The sequence below is a fragment of the Fibrobacter sp. genome (genome assembly GCF_017545445.1).
Lineage (GTDB): Bacteria > Fibrobacterota > Fibrobacteria > Fibrobacterales > Fibrobacteraceae > Fibrobacter.
The window spans coordinates 1-18,850 of the sequence record NZ_JAFWOM010000021.1 but is presented as its reverse complement, the minus strand read 5'-3'; the positions used below and the strand labels follow the sequence as shown (position 1 = coordinate 18,850).

The 18,850-nt window shown below is 47.0% G+C and carries 14 protein-coding genes; 7 read left to right on the top strand and 7 right to left on the bottom strand.

What is annotated here, in order from left to right; genetic code table 11:
* The first annotated feature begins 161 nt into the window (after positions 1–161).
* The 3 genes from IKG78_RS02255 to putP all read left to right on the top strand — a co-directional run bounded on the left by IKG78_RS02255 (position 162) and on the right by putP (position 3,635).
* On the top strand, positions 162–1,262 hold the full coding sequence (locus IKG78_RS02255; protein WP_290938721.1) for a histidine phosphatase family protein: 1,101 nt from the start codon (positions 162–164) through the stop codon (positions 1,260–1,262).
* Positions 1,262–1,984, top strand: coding sequence for an NAD(P)H-binding protein (locus IKG78_RS02250; RefSeq protein WP_290938719.1), 723 nt, complete (start codon positions 1,262–1,264; stop codon positions 1,982–1,984). Before IKG78_RS02255 ends, IKG78_RS02250 begins: the two co-directional genes overlap by 1 nt.
* A 109-nt stretch (positions 1,985–2,093) precedes the next feature.
* Positions 2,094–3,635 (top strand): sodium/proline symporter PutP, encoded by a 1,542-nt coding sequence (gene putP / locus IKG78_RS02245; protein WP_290938717.1) that lies wholly within the window; start codon positions 2,094–2,096, stop codon positions 3,633–3,635.
* A 77-nt stretch (positions 3,636–3,712) separates the two neighbouring features.
* Here putP and IKG78_RS02240 read toward each other — a convergent pair whose 3' ends face one another.
* The 7 genes from IKG78_RS02240 to IKG78_RS02210 form a co-directional block, all read right to left on the bottom strand.
* Positions 3,713–4,645, bottom strand: coding sequence for a magnesium transporter CorA family protein (locus tag IKG78_RS02240; RefSeq protein WP_290938715.1), 933 nt, complete (start codon positions 4,643–4,645; stop codon positions 3,713–3,715).
* A 181-nt stretch (positions 4,646–4,826) separates the two neighbouring features.
* Entirely contained in the window at positions 4,827–7,445 is a 2,619-nt protein-coding gene (gene secD, locus IKG78_RS02235) for a protein translocase subunit SecD (protein ID WP_290938713.1), read from the bottom strand.
* A 384-nt stretch (positions 7,446–7,829) separates the two neighbouring features.
* Positions 7,830–8,600 carry a hypothetical protein gene (locus tag IKG78_RS02230; protein WP_290938711.1) on the bottom strand — a complete coding sequence of 257 codons (771 nt, stop codon included), beginning with the start codon at positions 8,598–8,600 and terminating at the stop codon, positions 7,830–7,832.
* A gap of 347 nt (positions 8,601–8,947) precedes the next feature.
* Complete coding sequence (locus tag IKG78_RS02225) at positions 8,948–9,688, bottom strand: hypothetical protein (RefSeq protein ID WP_290938709.1); 741 nt, start codon at positions 9,686–9,688, stop codon at positions 8,948–8,950.
* Entirely contained in the window at positions 9,685–10,776 is a 1,092-nt protein-coding gene (locus tag IKG78_RS02220) for a hypothetical protein (RefSeq protein ID WP_290938707.1), read from the bottom strand. Before IKG78_RS02220 ends, IKG78_RS02225 begins: the two co-directional genes overlap by 4 nt.
* A gap of 129 nt (positions 10,777–10,905) precedes the next feature.
* Positions 10,906–12,177 (bottom strand): glycoside hydrolase family 13 protein, encoded by a 1,272-nt coding sequence (locus IKG78_RS02215; RefSeq protein ID WP_290938704.1) that lies wholly within the window; start codon positions 12,175–12,177, stop codon positions 10,906–10,908.
* Positions 12,178–12,302: 125 nt separating this feature from the next.
* On the bottom strand, positions 12,303–14,276 hold the full coding sequence (locus tag IKG78_RS02210) for a 4-alpha-glucanotransferase (protein ID WP_290938702.1): 1,974 nt from the start codon (positions 14,274–14,276) through the stop codon (positions 12,303–12,305).
* A 352-nt stretch (positions 14,277–14,628) separates the two neighbouring features.
* Between IKG78_RS02210 and IKG78_RS02205 the strand changes: the two genes are divergently transcribed.
* From IKG78_RS02205 to IKG78_RS02190, 4 genes are all read left to right on the top strand, one after another.
* Positions 14,629–15,120 (top strand): hypothetical protein, encoded by a 492-nt coding sequence (locus IKG78_RS02205; protein ID WP_290938700.1) that lies wholly within the window; start codon positions 14,629–14,631, stop codon positions 15,118–15,120.
* 650 nt (positions 15,121–15,770) lie between these two features.
* A complete protein-coding gene (locus IKG78_RS02200; RefSeq protein ID WP_290938698.1) occupies positions 15,771–16,103 on the top strand; it encodes a BrnA antitoxin family protein in 333 nt (110 codons plus the stop codon).
* Positions 16,104–16,188: 85 nt separating this feature from the next.
* Complete coding sequence (locus IKG78_RS02195) at positions 16,189–18,006, top strand: BatD family protein (RefSeq protein WP_290938696.1); 1,818 nt, start codon at positions 16,189–16,191, stop codon at positions 18,004–18,006.
* Positions 18,007–18,016: 10 nt separating this feature from the next.
* Entirely contained in the window at positions 18,017–18,787 is a 771-nt protein-coding gene (locus IKG78_RS02190) for a tetratricopeptide repeat protein (protein ID WP_290938695.1), read from the top strand.
* The last annotated feature ends 63 nt before the right edge of the window (positions 18,788–18,850 follow it).

The window sequence follows — 18,850 nt, the reverse complement described above, 5'->3', positions numbered from 1 at the left end:
CGGAGCTTGGGGCGAAAAAGCGTTTTTTCAAGGCTAAACGCTCTTGCGTATCTGTAAAAGTCTGTTTTTTTTGTGCTTATTACAGGTGTTTATGAAACTTTTACGTGAAAATTTTAGGGAATAATTTAAATTTCAATTGATAGTCATTAAGGAATTTTAGAATGAAAAAATTTTCTGCCAAGTATTTAGTCAGTGCCCTTTTTGCCGGGCTTTGTTTTTTTGCCGGTTGCGGTGATGATTCCTCGTCTCCGGTTGTGGCTCCGGTCGGCGCGGTTTCGTCTTCGAGCGTCGCTCAGCAACAAAATCCGCCGGTGGGTCTTTCTTCTAGCGAAAGTATTCCGACTAGTGTCGCGTCCAGCGCTCCTTCTTCTGCTACGTCAACTCCGGCATCTAGTGCAACGGATGTCAATCCGCCTGTTCCGGAAAGTTCGTCTGCGGCGGTTGTTCCTGCAAGTTCTGCCGTGGCGCAAAGTGGAACCTTTACTTTTTCGAACACTCCGGGAGCGCTTGCTCTTACTCCGGATGCAGACGGTTTCTATGACATGGGCGATGTCTATAAGGCTGTGCCCAAGACGAGCAAGATTGCTTTTGTGATTCGCCATTCCAAGCGCGAAAAGAAAAATATGGGTAAACAATCTCAGCTGACTCCGATTGGAATCCAGATGGCGCAGACGCTTGGTGCAAAGCTTGTGGGCGATGAACCGTTCTATTATGCTTCGACAGATTTTGACCGTACTCGTTTGACTTGCGAAAACATTGCCATTGGTCGCGGTGAAACGGGTGCCGAGGTTGTCACTTGGGACGAAGGCATCAATGGTAGTTATTTCTTGACAGTGCCCAGTAGTACGCTGGATTCTGTTGTATCAAAGAAGGGTGGCAATCCGAAGTATATCGCCTTGTATGCTTATGGAGTTCCTTTTACGGGTAAAGTTCCAGCCGCTGTAATCCCTGTGGTTGAGACTTATTTCCATGAATTTTATCCGCGTGGTAATCAGTTCTTGAACGAAGTCATTGTTGCAAACATTTCTAAATGGAAACGTGTGAGCGTTCTAGTAAGCCATGACATGCTTGTTGAGCCGCTCATTGTATTTGTATCGAATAGGACCGTTGACTTGAGAATTTATCAGAGTCCGTTCCATTGGGTCAATTACTTGTCTGGCATAGCGGTGATCGTCGATGAAGCTGGTGCCGTCACGGCCCTTCCGGTCCGTGGTGCCGATGTGGGCTGGATGGTCATGAGCGAAGAAGTCGAAGAACTTTAATGAAAGTCACGCTCCTTGGCTCTACTGGACTTGTCGGTAAAAATGTCGTCCAACTGTTAGCTCAGCTGGACGAAGCCGAGAGCGTTTATTGCCCAGTCCGTGCGGTTCCCGATATAGCTGCGATGGGCGTGTTGCAGGGGGCGTCGAAGTTCGTGTTTGACCCCGTTGATTTTGACGCTCTGTTGAATTCGCGGCCCGAAGAACAGCAGCAATCAAGCGTTTGTTCGAACTTCGTTGGTTGCGATGCTGTAATCTGTTGTTTGGGAACGACTCTCAAGCAGGCGGGGAGCAAGGCCAATCAAGAAAAAATCGATTTACGCTTGCCGCTCACGCTTGCCGCTTTGGCGAAGCGTCAAGGCGTAAAGCATTTTATTTGTATCAGCGCCATGGGGGCGAATTCGCATTCGCCGTTCTTCTACAATCGTTTGAAAGGCCAACTCGAAGAAGGCCTCACGATGATTGGCTTCGAGAGTCTCACGCTTGTGCGCCCGTCGCTACTCTTGGGCAAGCACAAGGACAAACGTTTTGGCGAAGAACTGATGCAAAAATTTTTCGGATTGCATCCGGAATGGATTCCGGCGCATTTCCGCCCTGTGCGTGCAGAAACTGTCGCTGCGCATCTCGTCGCGAATTTGCTCAAGCCGCCAGTGGATCATGTTTGTGCAACAGACGGCGTGAAGGGCAAACGTATCGTCTATAATCGACAGCTCCGCGAATTTTAGATATCTCAATTGGAATAACTGATGCCGGAATAAATCCAGCATGACAGACTTTAATAGGAAAACTTTAATGTCGTTTACTATAATTTTATAAAAACAATTCGGAGGTCACATGACGATAGCAGTCTTTATCCTTTATCTGCTGATGATGCTTGGCATCGGGGCATACTTCTCTAAAAAGGCGAACAGCCTGAACGCCTACTACCTCGGCAACCGCGGCATGAACAAGTGGGTAGTCGCGATGTCCGCTCAAGCGTCTGACATGAGCGGCTGGCTTTTGATGGGCCTTCCGGGGGCTATTTTTGTCAGCGGATTTTCCGAAGCTTGGATTGGCATTGGCCTTGTCGTCGGTACTTATCTGAACTGGAAAATTGTAGGGCGCAGGCTCCGCAAATACAGCCATTTCTGCGGCGATTCGATTACGCTTCCGGACTTTTTCTCGAACCGTTTTCGCGACAACAAGGGAATCATCCGCGTTATCGCTTCGATTTTCATTCTCGCATTTTTCTTGTTCTACACGGTGTCGGGCTTTGTCGCCTGCGCTAAGTTGTTCGGGACGATTTTTGGCATGAGCTACACGACGGGCCTCATCCTCGGTGCGGTCGTGGTGGTGAGTTACACGTTCATGGGCGGTTTCTTTGCGGTGTGCTGGACGGACTTTATCCAGGCCTCGATGATGCTGATTGCGGTGCTTGTGATTCCGATGATGATCATGAGCGGCTCGGGCGGTTTTGCTCCGACGATGGATGCGGTGAACGCCCAGAATCCGTACTTGATGAGCCTTTTCACAAACGCGACAACGGGTAAGTCCATTGGGCTTATCGCGTTGATTTCTAGCCTCTCGTGGGGCCTTGGCTACTTTGGCATGCCGCATATTCTCGTGCGATTCATGTCTATCAAGAATGCCGAAGAAATCAAAGATTCCCGCCGCATTGCAATGACTTGGGTGACGATTTGCTTGGGTGCGGTCGTTATGATTGCTCTCCTTGGCCGCTACTATGTGACTGCACACGGCATTACTGTTGACGACCCGGAACGCATCTTCATGATTCTGTGTCAGACGCTTTGCCACCCGGTCATTGCCGCAATTCTCATGGCAGCCATTCTTGCCGCGATTATGAGTACTTCGGACTCGCAACTTCTCGTGTCTGCGTCCGCTTTTAGCAACGACTTGTACAAGCACTTGTTCCGCAAAAACGCAAGCAACAAGGAAGTGATGTGGGTGAGCCGTGGCGTTGTCGTTCTCATTACGCTTATCGCCGTGATTGTCGCGATGCAGGGCGCTCCGAGTGCAGACGGCGTAAAGCAAGGCAAGAGTTTCCTCGACGTGGTGATGAGCCTCGTGAGCTTTGCTTGGGGCGGCTTCGGCGCAACGTTTGGCCCGATTATGTTGCTCGCACTCTTCTGGAAACGCACGACGCTTGCTGGCGCTATTAGCGGAATGCTTGTCGGCGGCATCACGACGTTTGTCTGGAAATTCTACCTCTCAAGTTTCTCCGCTGAAATCTTCCAGATTTACGAACTTGTGCCGGGCTTTATTCTTTCCTTTGTGACGATTGTTATCGTGAGCCTTTGCACCAAAGAACCATCTGCAGAAATTCAGCTGGAATTCGACCGCGTTGAAAGTACGCGTTTGAGCGATATAAAATTATAATTCCAATTTTCGAGTTGAGTTATTCTCTATATTACATTCCCACCATCGGTGGGATTTTTTTATAGTCTGTGCTAAAATTATTTCTTCCGCATCCAGACGAGCAAGAAAGCAAACACGGACAAGAAGCAGATAACGATAATAATCCAGAATGCGATTGGCGAACCGACCGTCGCATCGCCGTTCATGCCGAATGGCAATTTTACGTTCATGCCGAACAAACTCGCGAAAAACGTCGGGAGCGATATGGAAATCGTCACGATGGTGAGGTTCTTCATCAGTTGGTTCACGTTGTTGTTGATGACGCTTGCACGGGCATCCATCATGGATGTCAAAATGTTGGCGTAAATGTTAGCCTGTTGCAAGCTCTGCCCGTTTTCAATCTGGATATCTTCGAGGAGTTCGCGTTCGGCTTCGGTCCAGTTGAGGCTGCGGCCCAGTTGCAACTTGCGAAGCAGCGTATCGTTGCTGTTGAGAGCGCTCACGTAGTAAATCAAACCCTTGTTCAAGCTGAACATCGAGAGCAAATACTTGTTTTCCATCGACGTGTTGAGTCGCTGTTCCAAGTCGTCGTTGATGCGATTCATAATCTTCAAGTGTTCATTGAAATGTGAAATCGCATAACTCAAAACGCGAAGCACGAACGTATTCAAGCTATCAATCTTCGAAAACTTGCGTTCGTCCATCACCGGGATATCGCTGTCCGTGAGGAGCAAAACCCAATCCTTGAAAATGAAAATGCCAAAAGATTCCACGCGGAACTGGAAATTGTCCTCGGCAGAGTAATTCTTGGGTTTCTTGAACACGATGGTCGTAAAATCATCGTCGTATTCGATACGGGAAAGTTCGTCGGAGTCGAATGCAGAAGCTATCGTATGTTCAGTAATCTCATATTCCTTGACAAGGACGCTACGCTGTTCCTGGCTCAAAGAACCCATCATGACAATATCAGCAGCTTCCTCGCTCGGAGCTACGGAGAGACGACCGGATTCGATCTTGTAATACTTGAGCATAAGCGCCCCCTTTATCGAACGGAGTCAATATAGAAAATTAGACGAAAGACGAAAGACGAAAGATGAAAAAATTCTATTAAAAAAAGAAGATAATAGCAACAGAAAAGCCCCGGCACTTATGCCGAGGCAATTTCTCTTTCGTCTTTAGTCTATAGGGCCGAAGGCCCGTTCTATAGTCTAATTACACACCCTTCTTGAACTTCTTGCTCCACCAGAGAACGATCGGAGAGCAGACGCACACAGAAGAGTAAGTACCGATAAGGATACCGAAGCACTGAACGAGACCGAAGTCGCGAATGGAGGAACCACCCTTAACAGCGAGCACCACGCAAACGAAGAGCGTCGTGAGGGAGGTAATCACCGTACGGCTGAAGCACTGGTTCAAAGAGCTATTGATTGTACGTTCGTAGTTGGCAGAACCGAACAAAGCGGTATTTTCACGAATGCGGTCGAAGTTCACGATGGTATCGTTCACGGAGTAACCAATCATCGTGAGGAGCGAAGCAATCAAGGCACCGTCGAAGGAGAGACTGAATGCCGAGATGAAGCCAAGTGTAATGATGGTATCGTGAATAAGGCCAAGCACAGACGCAACACCGAAACCGAGACCGAGTTTACCGAATCGGACCCACACATAGAGGGCGATGCAGAGCCATGCGATAATCACAGACAAAATAGCATTGAAGCGGAGTTCCTTACCGATAGTCGGACCCACGGCATCCTTTGCAACAATTTGGCACTTCTGGTTAGAGGCTTCGAAAGCCTTGGCCATAGCAAGTTCAAAGCTCGTATCGTCGCCGCGAACGCTAATCTGGTAAGAGTTGGCAGACGTACCGCCGAGAGAACGGACGCGAGCACCCTGGATACCAGCCTTGCTCAAAGCCCTGTTCAAATCAGCTTCGTGCTTTTCGCTATCCTGATACTGGATAGTATAGACCTGACCACCCGTGAAGTCGATACTGAAATCGAAGCCCTTCACAGCGATGCAAGCGATACTAGCGATAATCAAAATCCAAGAGAGAGCCTTGAACTTGACGCGGTTCTTCATAAGCGGGAGGTTCGCATTATTCAAAGCCTTGAAGCCAGAACCGATAGAGAGCGTCGTCCTGTCGCGCTTGGCAAGTCTCCAATCGAAAACCGCACGGGAAACCGTAATAGCGCAGAAGAGGGACGTGAGGATACCGATGGTAAGCGTAAGACCGAAACCCTTGACAGAGCCCGTACCGATTTTGTACAAAATAAGACCAGTAAGAACTGTCGTCAAGTTGGAGTCCAAGATGGCGCTGAAAGCACGTTCGTAACCCTTCGCGACAGCGGCACGAGCGGTGAGACCGTTCTTGAGTTCTTCACGGATACGTTCATAAATAATCACGTTCGCGTCGAGAGACATACCGACAACGAGGATGAAGCCAGCGATACCCGGCAACGTAAGCGTTGCGTTAAACACAGACATCACGGCGGCAGTCACGAGAGCGTTAATCATCACGCCGATGCTAGCGATGAAGCCGCCCAGGCGGTAGTAAGCGACCATGAACACCAAGCAGATCAAGAGACCGATTGCACCGGAGCCGAAGCCCTGAGCAATGTTTTCTTCACCGAGAGTAGCACCGACGGTACGGCTTTCGATAATCTGCATCGGAGCCTTGAGGGCGCCAGCCTTCAAAACGACAGCGAGACGGTTAGCTTCGGCCATGTCTTCGAGACCGGTAATCTGGGCTTCGCCGTTCGGGATACGGTCACGGATGACCGGAGCAGAAATGACCTGGTTGTCAAGAACGATAGCCATCTGCTTGCCGACGTTGGCAGCCGTCACAGCGGAGAACTTCTTAGGACCGATGCCACCGAAGCGGAGGTTCACGGCCACTTCACCGGCGCTGACACCGTCGCTCACGCGGTACGGGCGAGCATCCGTAATATCGTCACCGCCCATTTCGGCACGGCGCTTGAGGAGGTAAAGACGCTTGGCCTTGACCTTGGAATCGCGGCGGAGCTTTTCGAGACCGCTACCGAAAGCAAAAGCGACATCACGCGGAATGAGCTTCTGGACACCTTCCGCTTCGAGGAGCTTCTTCACCTTTTCGACGCTTTCTTCAGCAATGAAACCGCCATTGCCGAAGGAAATAAAGAAAGAAGAAAGCGGCTGTCCAACCACGTCTGCCGGAGCGGCCTCAGTTTCAGCAACTGCGGAATCCTTCTTTTCAGCGGTTTCAGCCTTAGCCACGCCACCAGCGAGAAGTTCTTCGTCCGACAAAGTTTCCTTCTTGGAAGAATCCTTCTTCACAGAATCCGTCACAGCAGAATCAGCAACAATGTCAGTCGTCTGACGAGTGAGGTAGCCGTCGATGAGGCTTACAACCTGCGTAAACTTTTCAGATTCGGCAAGAATCTTGAATTCAAGCTTTGCCGTAGAACCCACGAGAGCCTTTGCCGTGGAGTCATCCACACCAGCCAGTTCAACGACAATGCGGTCGTCGCCGGTCGGGGAAATCTGCGGTTCAGAAAGACCGTATTGGTCCACACGGTTACGGATGATTTCGAGAGACTGGGCCTGAATATCCTTAATGTCGTCGCCTTCCTTGAGGCCGGACTGATCAATCTGGAGCGTAATGCTGGTACCACCGGCAAGGTCCAAACCGAAGTTGATGGAGCTTGCGCCGAGCTTCGGATTTTCTTTGAGGAATGCCTGCTTCGCCTCTCCCTTCTTGGAGTGAACCTGAATAGACGGCCATACAGAGTAGGCCGATAGAATAATGACGGCGAGAATAATCAACTCTCGCATGCCGAATTTATGTTTATTCATTTGTAATCCCTTAAAAGGCATTAAACATACTAGTTGCGGCACAAAGATAGAAATTTAGACGAAAGACGAAAGACGAAAGACGAGAGAATTGAGTGGAAAAAGGGGGGGGAAGTAGGAAGTGGTTGGTGGTTAGTGGTTAGGAATGTAGCCGGAAAAGCGTGTTTTTAGACGAGAGACGATAAATGAGTAAAGCGAATATCGTGACAAAAAACAAGTTTTTTTCCACGATTGAGCCTAGCTTTTAGCACGAAGTGCAAAGACGGGAGATCAACATCACCGCGTTGCTCCGAGTGACAGAATGAATGACGTAAAAGAGTTGTCCCCCCGCACATCGTTGCGGGGTCAACTTTTTATGAGAATTTACTTTTGTCATTTACTATAAATTCACTTCAACAACCGCGTTCCGAAGCCTTGGATTTTGATGACGGTCGGGTAAGCAGGGAGCAGCATGTTGTTTTGCAGAGTTCCACGGCGGAGTTCATGGCCATTGACATCGAACAACATAAACTGACGACCAAGCAATTTCGGAGACACAATTAATTGATGGTTTTGCACGCGAACGGATTCAAAGCGGAAAACGCTCCGTGCAAGTTGTGAAATGGCAGCATTGCGAGCTTTGACGGAGTCTAAAGCATCTTCAATAAAATCATAGTTTGGGCCAGGACTTCTCCAACCAGGCATAACTCCTTGAGAATAATCAAAAATAAGAGCCTTTGAGTACATTCCATTACTTTGCAAATATTTTTCAATTTCAGGAACCAGTACAGAATCAATCTTTTCTAGCAAAGAATTATAAGATGAATCATCGGTTGCCATCATGCCACATTTTCTATAATGATTTAACTCATTCTCAAAGACCTCCCTCCATGAATGCGTCGCCCCAGTAAGAACATAAAATTCTACTGTTCCTTTGTAATTAGGCCATCCATATAAAATGTTTGAATCCAAAACTGTCGGACACAAAATATCCTCATATATTTGGCAACCTGACTTATCTAATTCAGCACAAAACTCGTTCCATTCATCGTCAAAATCAAAATCCGCCTCATCAAACCATTCTCTTGGAAGCCATTCTATACGAACAGGCATTTCTATTTTGATTTCCGCCCATGCAATTGCAGCAAAAACAAGCAACAGAACAAACAACTTTTTCATTTTAGCACTCCTAACCAAGCGACGTGTTGGAAGACAAGTCTCATCCAATAATTTACTTTAAAACATAAGAAAAGCTTCAATTTTTTTAGGATTTTGGAAAACACTGATGCCGGAACAAGTCCGGCATGACGTCAACAACGTCATCCTGAGTGGCGAATAGCCACGAAGGAGCCTGTAAGGCGAAGTCGAATGGATCCAATGCCATAGATTCAATGGTTCGACAAGCACACCAACCATTGCATTACTCCAGAGTGACAGAAGCAAAACGTCATTTACTTTTTGTCACCCCGCACATCGTTGCGGGGTCAGCTTTTTATGAGAATTTACTTTTGTCGTTTACTATAAATTCACTTCAACAACCGTGTTCCAAAGCCTTGGATTTTGATGACGGTGGGGTATGCGGGGAGATGCACGTTGTTTTGCAGCATTCCGCGACGGAGTTCGTGACCATTAACATCGAATAACACGAACTTGCGGCCAATCAATTTCGGAGAAACTGTCAATTGATGGTTCTGCACGCGGATTGTTTCGAGTTTGTATTTGCCCGGATCGAAACTTGAAATGGCAGCATTGCGAGCATTGACTGAGTCTAATGCGTTTTTCCATAATTCAAAATCAGGCCCTCCCCCTACATTCCAATCAAGCATAATTCCCTGAGAATAATCCAAAATAAGAGCCTTTGAGTACTTTCCATTACTTTGCAAATATTTTTCAATTTCAGGAACTAGCACTGAATCAATTGTTGTAAATATATCTTTATATGTAGAATCATCTGCTACAATTCCGCCACATTTTTGATAATGGGAGAAAACATCTTCAAAGACTTCTCTCCATGAATGAGTAGCTCCAGAAAGGACATAGAATTCAACATCAACATCATCATCAACCCATCCGTACAAAACATTTGAATCCAAAACGGACGGATGCACAACACCATCAAACCTATAACCATATTTACTACAATCTTTCATCTTATCAAAATCAAATAATTCATTAGGAATAAATTCTATACGAACGGGCATTTCTATTTTAATTTCCGCCCATACCATTGAGGCTAACACAATCAGTAAAATAAGTGACTTTTTCATTTTAGCACTCCTAACCAAGCAACATCAAGCAGCGTGTTGGATGTAGTTGATTTTTGCGGGTTGAATGGAACTCGGTAAACCTTGGAATATTGATGAACAACAATGCTCTTCCCATAAAATTGACCATATATTTCTTTATTTTGTGTTTGCCCCAGTACTAGTTGTGCATTAGGAGCAATAATTGTCCCCGCCCAAGCTCCATGAACAAAGAATCGCTCACTACCATAATAATATAACTTTAATCCCCTTGCAATGATAGATTTATTTTCATTTTCAGTAGCAGCATTCCATTGAATTTTCTCATTGACATGTAAAACCGTCGAAAAACCGGGCTTTACAAAATCTATAGTCGCCCCCGCATCTAACTGTAAATTATTCACGGTAAATTCGCCTTCGTCAAAATAAAGTTTGCCACCAGCTTCTACCTTGACTGTTTTAAACGAAGCAACACCTTTCAACGTGTCACATTCACCAGCTCTTACAATTTTTTCAGCATTTGTATTTACAGCCTTTGCCGTAAATTCGGGAATATGATACGGCCATTGACTTTCTTCAAGATTAAAGTCCGTTAGTCCTTCATAATATTCATTTATAGACGATATACTCTGTAAAATTATTTTGTACTCCTGAGGCATTCCGTAATAACGAACAATCCCTACAGACCCCTTGTTTCGAACCCAAACTTGCCCCTTGGAAAAAACATTTCCAACTCTAGCCTTAGCGCCAACAATGATAGATATTCCATCCTTTGATTCAGCTACAACGCCACACAGTTCTGTACACGACGTATCATTGGATTTGACAAATTCATCATACAGCCGAACTTCATCATTAATTCTTACAAAATCTGAAGCATAAATGATAACATTTTCGGGAATTTCATTTTCAGTAGAATCCGTATTATCATTATGATAAGGGTCCGTTTCCCCTATATCGACGATTCCATTATGGTTTAAATCTTCATCCCCATCTTTTATAGAATCATTGTCAGAATCGTCATCATTTTCAGCCCGTTTGCCATCTTTATCAATATCTACAAAAATCTCTAGCGGATATCCTACTCCATGGAAATCTTCGAAGACTATCATTAAGTGGAATGGTATCCCTGTAACTAGTAATCCTCTTTACATTCTCCCTTATTACATCTGTGAGCAATGAGTATATTACAGGCGGCGAAGCCGCGATTATTTACCTAAAACCTAACACCTATACCCCACTCAACAAATTTCAAACACGGGGTCCGGAGTCGCCATCGAAACACTCAGCGTCATTTTCTTCTTGCCCAAAGTTCGGACAAGCTCCAACCGTCCAACGTTGTACAAAATTTCAAGCGAGCCATCGCGAAGCACGCGATTTTTGTTGCGAAGCTCTATCAATTCCTTCACGTAACTATATATAGGCTTGTTCTGCCCTTCTGACAATTTATCCCACGGGAAAGACCTGCGGTTGTCGGGATCCTTGCCGCCTTCCATGCCAATTTCATCGCCGTAATAGATACACGGGGCGCCCGGCAAAAAGAACAGAATCGATAACGCAAGTTTCACCCGCTGCAAGTTGCTGCACGGGAGCGACTCCAAGCGAATCGTATCGTGACTCCCGAGCAAGTTCATAGGCACGCCAAAACGGCCTTCGGGGAACGCATCACGCAAGCGCTTCGCGAACTCGGCCAAATCAATCGGCTTTTCTTCAAAGAGATACGCCAAAACCGCACGACGCAACGGATAATTCATCACGCCGTCAAACTGGTCGCCTTGCAGCCATCGCGAAGGCTCGTCCCAAATCTCGCCAACAATGTACGCCTCTGGATTAATCGCCTTGATACGGCGACGGAACTCTTGCCAAAAACTGTCATCGTCAATTTCGTTCGGCACATCGAGGCGCCAGCCATCAATGCCACGCTTCATCCAGTACTCGCCCACCGAAAACAAGAACTCGCGAACGTCGGGATTGTCGGTATTGAATTTCGGAAGCGCGGGGTAGCCCCACCAGCAATCGTAATTGGGCTTGCCCGAATACGCATGGAGCGGCCAGCCGTGAACATGGAACCAATCCACGTAAGGAGAATTCTTGCCCAGTTCCATCAAGCTGTTGAACTGGAAAAATCCACGCGAGCAATGATTGAACACGCCATCCAGAATCACGCGAAGTCCAAGTGCATGCGCTTTGCGAACAAGCTTATCGAAATCCTTGAGCGTCCCCAGCACCGGGTCTATTTCAAAGTAATCGACCGTATGGTAACGGTGATTGGAATTGCTCTTGAATATCGGGCATAAATAAATTGCATTCACGCCCAACGACGCGATATAATCTAGTTTGTCAATAATCCCCGCAAGGTTCCCGCCGAACATGTTTTCGCGAGTCGGCTTGCTCCCCCACTCTACAAATTTCCCGACAGCCTTGTAACGCCCTGAACGGCAAAAGCGGTCCGGGAAAATCTGATAGAAAATAGCGTCTTTAACCCAATTCGGAATGTTCGCCAAAGCTGTCATGCCGGACCCCGTTCCGGCATCGCCATTTCATACTGAGTATGGAGACCCCGGAATAAATCCGGGGTGACAAAGCAAAAAGAACGTATCGTCTTAAAAAGTTGCAGCACGTCTAAACTCGCGAAGCGCTAAATCTTCCACAGAGCACGGTTCTTTCGTTCATCGACAAGCTTTGCGATATCCAGAATCAAGCCAGCATTCGCAAGCAAGTCTTCTACACTGCACGGCGTACGGTACGTCCAGTTGTTGCCTCCGACAGTTCCCGGAATATTGACGCGTTCTTCCTTCGGGTCTTCTACAGAAAGCGAAGCGGAAAGCGCAAAGTAATCCTGGATTGGCGGAATGCAGAACAAGCTATTTGCAGTAAACACATGCGAAAGAATGTCGCGCACTACAGACGGAGAAAGCTTTTCGGGGGCAACGCCCGGCAACTGCGCATGCGACCAGTAGAACGCCTTATCGAAATCGCTTTCTTCCCAGAGACCGCGCAACGTCGATGTATCGTGGCAGCTCGTGGTGCAAACAGAAAGACGCGGATAGTCTTCCATGCTGTAATACGGCGAATACGGAACGTTCCAATCGCGGGCCCAGCGCTCAATGCGAAGCGACATGATGTTGAGCTTCTTGAGCACGGACGGCACGCACGGCGGCACGGCGCCCAGGTCTTCGGCACAAACAAGCATATCCGTTTCATTCGCAAGTACAGACAAAAGCTTCATCGCATTCTGTTCCCAGAGTGCGTTTTGAGCTTGTTCGTTCTGCCCAATCAATTCATGAAGTTTCTGCTGTTCATTCTGCGGAAGCGTAAAGAGCACCGGCTGGTTGTACCAGTACCAGTAAGGATAGAACGTATTTTCGTCACCGGTCGGGATGAACACGCGATTCCAATAGACGCGAAGCATGGAATCCTTGACTTCCTGCGGTTCATCCAAAGCGACAATGGCTTTTTCGGACAGAAATTCCGGCTTGACGACAAAGCGGTCGAACTTTCCCGGCAAATTTTCAAAATACAAAGATACAAGCCTGTCCGTTTCGTTGCCGAGGAATTCGCGCAACTGTTCTACAGAGAAATTCGGACGACGCAAATATTCAAGCGTTTCGCGACAGAAGCCGGCATCACGGAGCACATCCCACGTGAGCGGAATCGACGGCTGGAACCTGCCAAGAATACCAGTCACTTCTTGCTCCGGAATCGCCCAAATGCGGAAGAAACCGAGCACATGGTCAATGCGGTAAGCGTGGTAGAACTTGCTCGCCTGAGCTAAACGGCGACGCCACCAGCCAAAATCATCTGCCTCAAGAACGTCCCAGCGGTACGTCGGGAATCCCCAGTTCTGACCGCCATAGCTGAACATGTCAGGAGGAGCGCCGGCACGGTCATCCAGCGAGAAATACTTGCGGTCGAACCAGACATCCGCACTGTCTTCGTTAATGAGAATAGGCACGTCACCTTTAAGGCGAAGACCGAGCTTGGACACCTCGTTCACGGCTGCGGTAAACTGCCCTTCTGCCGTATATTGCATCCATGCCTGGAAAAGCACGTCCCTATAATTCTTCATCCAAAGTTTATCGACATCGGCAGCGGAAGGGTTCTGATACTTTTTCCAATCCTTCCAGCTCGCTTCGTTATTCTGGGACTTGAGCGTGCAATAAACGCAGTAGGACTTGACCCACGAGTTCTTGTCAATCCAAGCAAGAAGTTTCTTTGAAGTCTTGAGTTCGTCGTAGCGAGAATCAAAAATTTTGCGGAGAATCGAACGTTTCCACGTGGTAATGCGGTAATAATCGACACGCTTGATATCTGCAAACTGTTCGCGGGCGTTTTCAATTTCTGTTTCAAACTTCGAAGCCCCGGTCACAGACTGGACGTTGATAAAGACAGGATTCAAAGCAAACGCGCTGCGGGCACTGTAAGGACTGGACTCCGAGCCGGTATCGTTTACAGGCAAAAGCTGAATGATATTGAATCCGCAAAACTTGGACCACTGGGCAAACGGAATCAAATCCAGAAATTCGCCAATGCCAATGCTGTGTTTGCTGTGAAGACTGAAAAGGGGAACGGCTACGCCGGTTTGAAAAGAAGTTAAATCACCATATCGCATGCTTCAAATATAACTCTATTTTTTTATTGTCATCATGTAAAAAAACAAGCAAATAAAAAAAGGCTCGGTTATTCCGAGACCGTTTTCCATAATTCTTAATCGTTTTTCACTAAAAGTTAAGCACGCTTGGTGTTCTTCTTAAAGCTTTTGATCAAGAGGGCGGCGAGAATGCAGTACATTTAGACTCCTTTATTTTTGACGCGGCCAATATTAAAAAACTTTTACTAACACGTCAAGGGATTTTAATATATATTTCGATAACTTTTTGGACATTTCGTCCATGCCGACATAAAGACAATCTCTAGACATTCTAAACTTTATCATATCCATAATTTTTTATTTTGCCAAAGCTATGTTTTCGCTGAAAAAAATTTTATTGCTAACAAGCTTTTTATTTGAACTCATATTTGCAGAAGACAATGAAAACCTCTACGATTTTAATTACCGCATACAAAAAACAGAAATAGATTCTACAGAAATCTATGAACGCATGATTTTCCAAGAACAGAGCAAAGCTTCCGCAACAACAGGTCAAATTCTACTCGGTTTTGGGATTCCCTTAACTATCGGAGGAGGCATCGCCATCTACAAGTCCGCAACATTTGATGACAACGAACAATTCAACACCGCAGTATTCGGAATTCCACTCGCAATCATAGGCGTGCCAATGATTATTTACGGAATTTACGATATCGCAAAATCAAAAAGTCACAATCGAAAGCAAGAAGAATTAAAGAAACAATATTTTTATTATAAATACAAAAAACAAGCAACACAATTCTTCATAGCGCCATTCATCGGACTCCACGCTCAAGCCGGTATCAACTTGTTCGCAAAGTTTTAAAAATCATATCCCAAACGGAAATGGAATAGCAACTTCTGCTCTATCACACAAAAAAAGCAAAGCCACGGAGAGTTTCCGTGGCATCGTGTTCATTTTTGGAGAGAGAAAGTTTTTAGTGTTTATGCGTTCTTGACGTGCTTTTTGAAGCTTTTGATCAAGAGGGCAGCGAGAATGCAGTACATATTTTTGACTCCTTGTTTTGACGCGGCCAATGATAATAAAATTTTACTAACGTTTCAAGGGTAAAAAATATAAATTTCGCAAATCTTTTCAAAAATCCTTACACGATTTCTCTCGCAAAACACTTTTTCAGACGCAAAAGGAATCCCATAGTATATCTACAGAATGGAAATTTGTTTTTTTTCGTTGAAATAAAAGCATCTTGACATTATCAAGATAATATCATATATCAAGGATATGAACATAAGAATAAGCGACCACGCAAAACAGCACATGGCTTCTTGCTCGATAACGGAACAGGAAGTAAGAGACCTGTTTGACGAAAAAATCCCGGTAGTGAAGGCTTACTAGTCAAAAGAATATGAGGACTGCATCGAAATACTGGCTGAAATTTCTAGGAAATATTGCAAGATCGTTTACTCTTACATAACAAACACAGTAACAACCGCTTTCAAGCTGAGGAAAAACCAATGGCTAAAATTGACGAAATAGAACGGGATGCCGTCAAAAAGGCGGCTTACTTCGAAAACCGCACAGAAGCACAAGAACTGGAAGACCACAAGTGGGCCGTAAAAAACGGGCTATCCTTCAGCGGCCCAGGGGCGCTATCCCAGGCAATTGCAGCGTCCAAGAAACGGGCGGCGACAAAAGCCAGGAAGTCAAAAGTTGGAACCAGCTTCGATCCCGGAGTTTTGGAAGCGTTCAAGGCAAAGGCTGAACGGGTGGGGATTCCCTACCAGACGCTTTTGAACTCGATCGTGAAGCGCTACACCGAAGGCAAGCTAGACATAGAACCGGCTTAATTTTTTACTTGCCCCTGCATTTTTGCGGGGGCTTTTTCACCAATTTGATTTGTCTATATGTTCCAAAATTGGTAAATTATGGGCTATGAAACGATTTTTGCTTTTATGTCTCGGTTTAACAGCTCTTTTAAACGCAAAGCCCTCTTTACAAGTCGATAAAGACCGCATCGAAGCCGGTCAGACCTTCAATTTGCAGCTCATTGTTCCGCTGCCGGAAATGCCCGAAAACAGGGGCGCGCTCCGCCTCGAAACCCGAAACAACTTCAAATTTCTCGGCCTCGACAGTGCCGATCAAGTGATGCGTCCAGACATGGACGATATTTTCAACTCGTTTTTCGGTGGCGGTGGCAGGGCGTACAAGGCTCGCGTCTATTCATTCAAGCTCAAAGCCCCCAAAAAGACCGGCTTGCAAGACGTCGGAACAATCACATGGATGATTGGCGGCGAAGCGAACGTCATCAGCAATAAAATTCCCATCAACGTGCAGCGTTCTTATAATGATGACGCATTAGCAGTTAGCCTCACCCCCAGTAAAAAATCCATTTACGAAGGCGAACAATTTAGTGTCACGCTCAGCCTCCATACATTCGAGCACTTCCAAGGTGGCTTGCAAGCAACCGACATGAGCACGGGCAACGATTTCATCGTGCACCGCAATGACTTTTCGAACATGGAATTCAAGCCGGTCGAAGGGACCCGACGCGAAATGAAGGCGACTACGAGATTTGCATGGTTAAGCCCGACTAAGAGCGGAACACTTGAAATTCCGCCGTTCAAGTTCAAATACACCAAGCTCGGCGAACCCAAAGTCGTCGAAGAAAAGAAGCAGATGGGCGGCATGTCGTTCTCCAGCAGGAGCGTCAAGCAGGAATCCATCGAAACGGAAACCTCCACACCCCCCATATCCATCACCGTCCTCCCACTCCCGACCGAAGGCAAGCCCGCCGACTTTTCGGGCATGGTCGGTTCTTACAGCTTTAGCGCGAACTTCGACCGTACAAACCTCAAGGTCGGCGAAGCGTTGACGCTCGCTATCAGCATCAAGGGCGACGGCACTCCGGGTACGATTACCGACCCGAAACTCCCCGACTTTAGCGATTTCCGCTCCGTGCCTCCCGAAAACAGCATCGACAAGAAGGTCAAGGGCAACAAGGTCGTCACATCGAAAAACATAAAAGTGTTCCTCTACCCGAAGAAAAAAGGAACCTTCGAAATTCCGGCCATTACGTATTCGTGGTTCAACCCCGCCAAAAAGAAATACGAAACCGCTTCGGCAGGCCCGTGGACTATCGAAGTCGAAAAGGGCGACGCCCCGGCTGAACCTATTTATCAGGCGCCAGTTTCTGCAGGCACGGGATCCTCTACGCCAGCCGTTCAAAAGCAAGAAATTGAATTCCTCGGCAGCGACATCCGCTTTATCCACCCGGTTACGGACAAATCCGAAACCGCAGCACCGCACAGAAGCGTTCTGTTCTGGATTTTGTTCATCGCCGCCATTCCTTTCTACCTAGTTGTAAACTTCGCCATCACGAGAAAACGCAAACGCGACAGCAACACGGCACTCGTCCGTAAAGACAAGGCAAACAAGTTGCTCAAGGAAAAATTCGCCAAAGCCCGCGAAGCCCTCAAGAGTGGAGACGGCAAGGCATTCTACGCAGCACTCGAAAACGGACTCATCGACTACCTCAGCAACTTGACGAACGTCGAATTCAAGGGCATGACCCGTCCGCAAATGAAGCAGGAACTCGCAAAGCGGAACGTCAAAGACGAGACCATCAGTGCCATCGACAGTTGGCTTGAAAAATGCTCGTTCGTGCGATTCGCACCGGTCACAGCCTCGACCGAAGAACAGTCCCAAATGCTCGCGGATGTCGAAAAGCTTTGCGAGGCACTGAAGTTATAAGGACGATTTTATGAAACTGAATAGAATTTTTTTGACAATCGCAGCAGCACTTTTGCTCATGGCAACCGCCAGCGTTGCCGCCCCCACATGTGCAGGCATCGACGCAGGCACCAAAGCGTACAACGAAAATGATTTTGAACGCGCCATTGACGAATGGAAAACTTGCGTCGATGAAGGAATGGTCAACGCAGACCTTTACTACAACTTAGGGAACGCCTATTACCGCAGCGGCAAACTCGGTTTCGCGATTTTCTATTACAAGTCCGCACTCCGTTTGCGTCCAAGCGACGACGACATCCAGCACAACTTGAATTACGCCCAAACTAAAACCAAAGACAAAGAAGGCGACGAAGAAGAGAATCCGATTTTGCAAGGACTCATGAACTTGCACCATGCAATTTCGCTCAAGAGTCAAATGAACATCGCCCTTGTGCTCTTCTGGGCCATTGCACTTGTGATTCTCGCCCGTCGATTCGTGAAAGGCGAACGCGGCAAAAACATCTGCACAGGAGCCGTATTTGCATTGAGCGTCATTCTCTGCACCATTGGAGCAAGCGCTATCTATAAGATGATTGTCCTCGAAACGGACATCACTGGAGTTGTGACCGCCGCCAACGCCGACGTGACCAGCGCCCCGAGCGACAAGTCTCAAACGCTCAACACGCTCAGCGAAGGCACGAGCTTTGAGGTCGTTGGCGAACAAGGTAACTTCGCAGAAATCCGTCTCGGCGAAAAAATCCGTGGTTTCGTGAAACTCAGCGAAGTCGGGATTGTGAAATAAAGTGGTCAGTAGGCAGTGGTTAGTGGTTAGTAGGCAGTAGGAAGTAGGAAGTAGGAAGTAGGA

Excerpts from the sequence above, each read along its gene's own strand:
- IKG78_RS02225 (WP_290938709.1), bottom strand. The coding sequence starts at position 9,688 with ATGAAAAAGTCACTTATTTTACTGATTGTGTTAGCCTCAATGGTATGG.
- IKG78_RS02205 (WP_290938700.1), top strand. The coding sequence starts at position 14,629 with ATGTTTTCGCTGAAAAAAATTTTATTGCTAACAAGCTTTTTATTTGAA.
- putP (WP_290938717.1), top strand. The coding sequence starts at position 2,094 with ATGACGATAGCAGTCTTTATCCTTTATCTGCTGATGATGCTTGGCATC.
- IKG78_RS02190 (WP_290938695.1), top strand. The coding sequence starts at position 18,017 with ATGAAACTGAATAGAATTTTTTTGACAATCGCAGCAGCACTTTTGCTC.
- IKG78_RS02215 (WP_290938704.1), bottom strand. The coding sequence starts at position 12,177 with ATGACAGCTTTGGCGAACATTCCGAATTGGGTTAAAGACGCTATTTTC.
- IKG78_RS02230 (WP_290938711.1), bottom strand. The coding sequence starts at position 8,600 with ATGAAAAAGTTGTTTGTTCTGTTGCTTGTTTTTGCTGCAATTGCATGG.
- IKG78_RS02210 (WP_290938702.1), bottom strand. The coding sequence starts at position 14,276 with ATGCGATATGGTGATTTAACTTCTTTTCAAACCGGCGTAGCCGTTCCC.
- secD (WP_290938713.1), bottom strand. The coding sequence starts at position 7,445 with ATGAATAAACATAAATTCGGCATGCGAGAGTTGATTATTCTCGCCGTC.
- IKG78_RS02195 (WP_290938696.1), top strand. The coding sequence starts at position 16,189 with ATGAAACGATTTTTGCTTTTATGTCTCGGTTTAACAGCTCTTTTAAAC.
- IKG78_RS02250 (WP_290938719.1), top strand. The coding sequence starts at position 1,262 with ATGAAAGTCACGCTCCTTGGCTCTACTGGACTTGTCGGTAAAAATGTC.
- IKG78_RS02220 (WP_290938707.1), bottom strand. The coding sequence starts at position 10,776 with ATGATAGTCTTCGAAGATTTCCATGGAGTAGGATATCCGCTAGAGATT.
- IKG78_RS02200 (WP_290938698.1), top strand. The coding sequence starts at position 15,771 with ATGGCTAAAATTGACGAAATAGAACGGGATGCCGTCAAAAAGGCGGCT.
- IKG78_RS02255 (WP_290938721.1), top strand. The coding sequence starts at position 162 with ATGAAAAAATTTTCTGCCAAGTATTTAGTCAGTGCCCTTTTTGCCGGG.
- IKG78_RS02240 (WP_290938715.1), bottom strand. The coding sequence starts at position 4,645 with ATGCTCAAGTATTACAAGATCGAATCCGGTCGTCTCTCCGTAGCTCCG.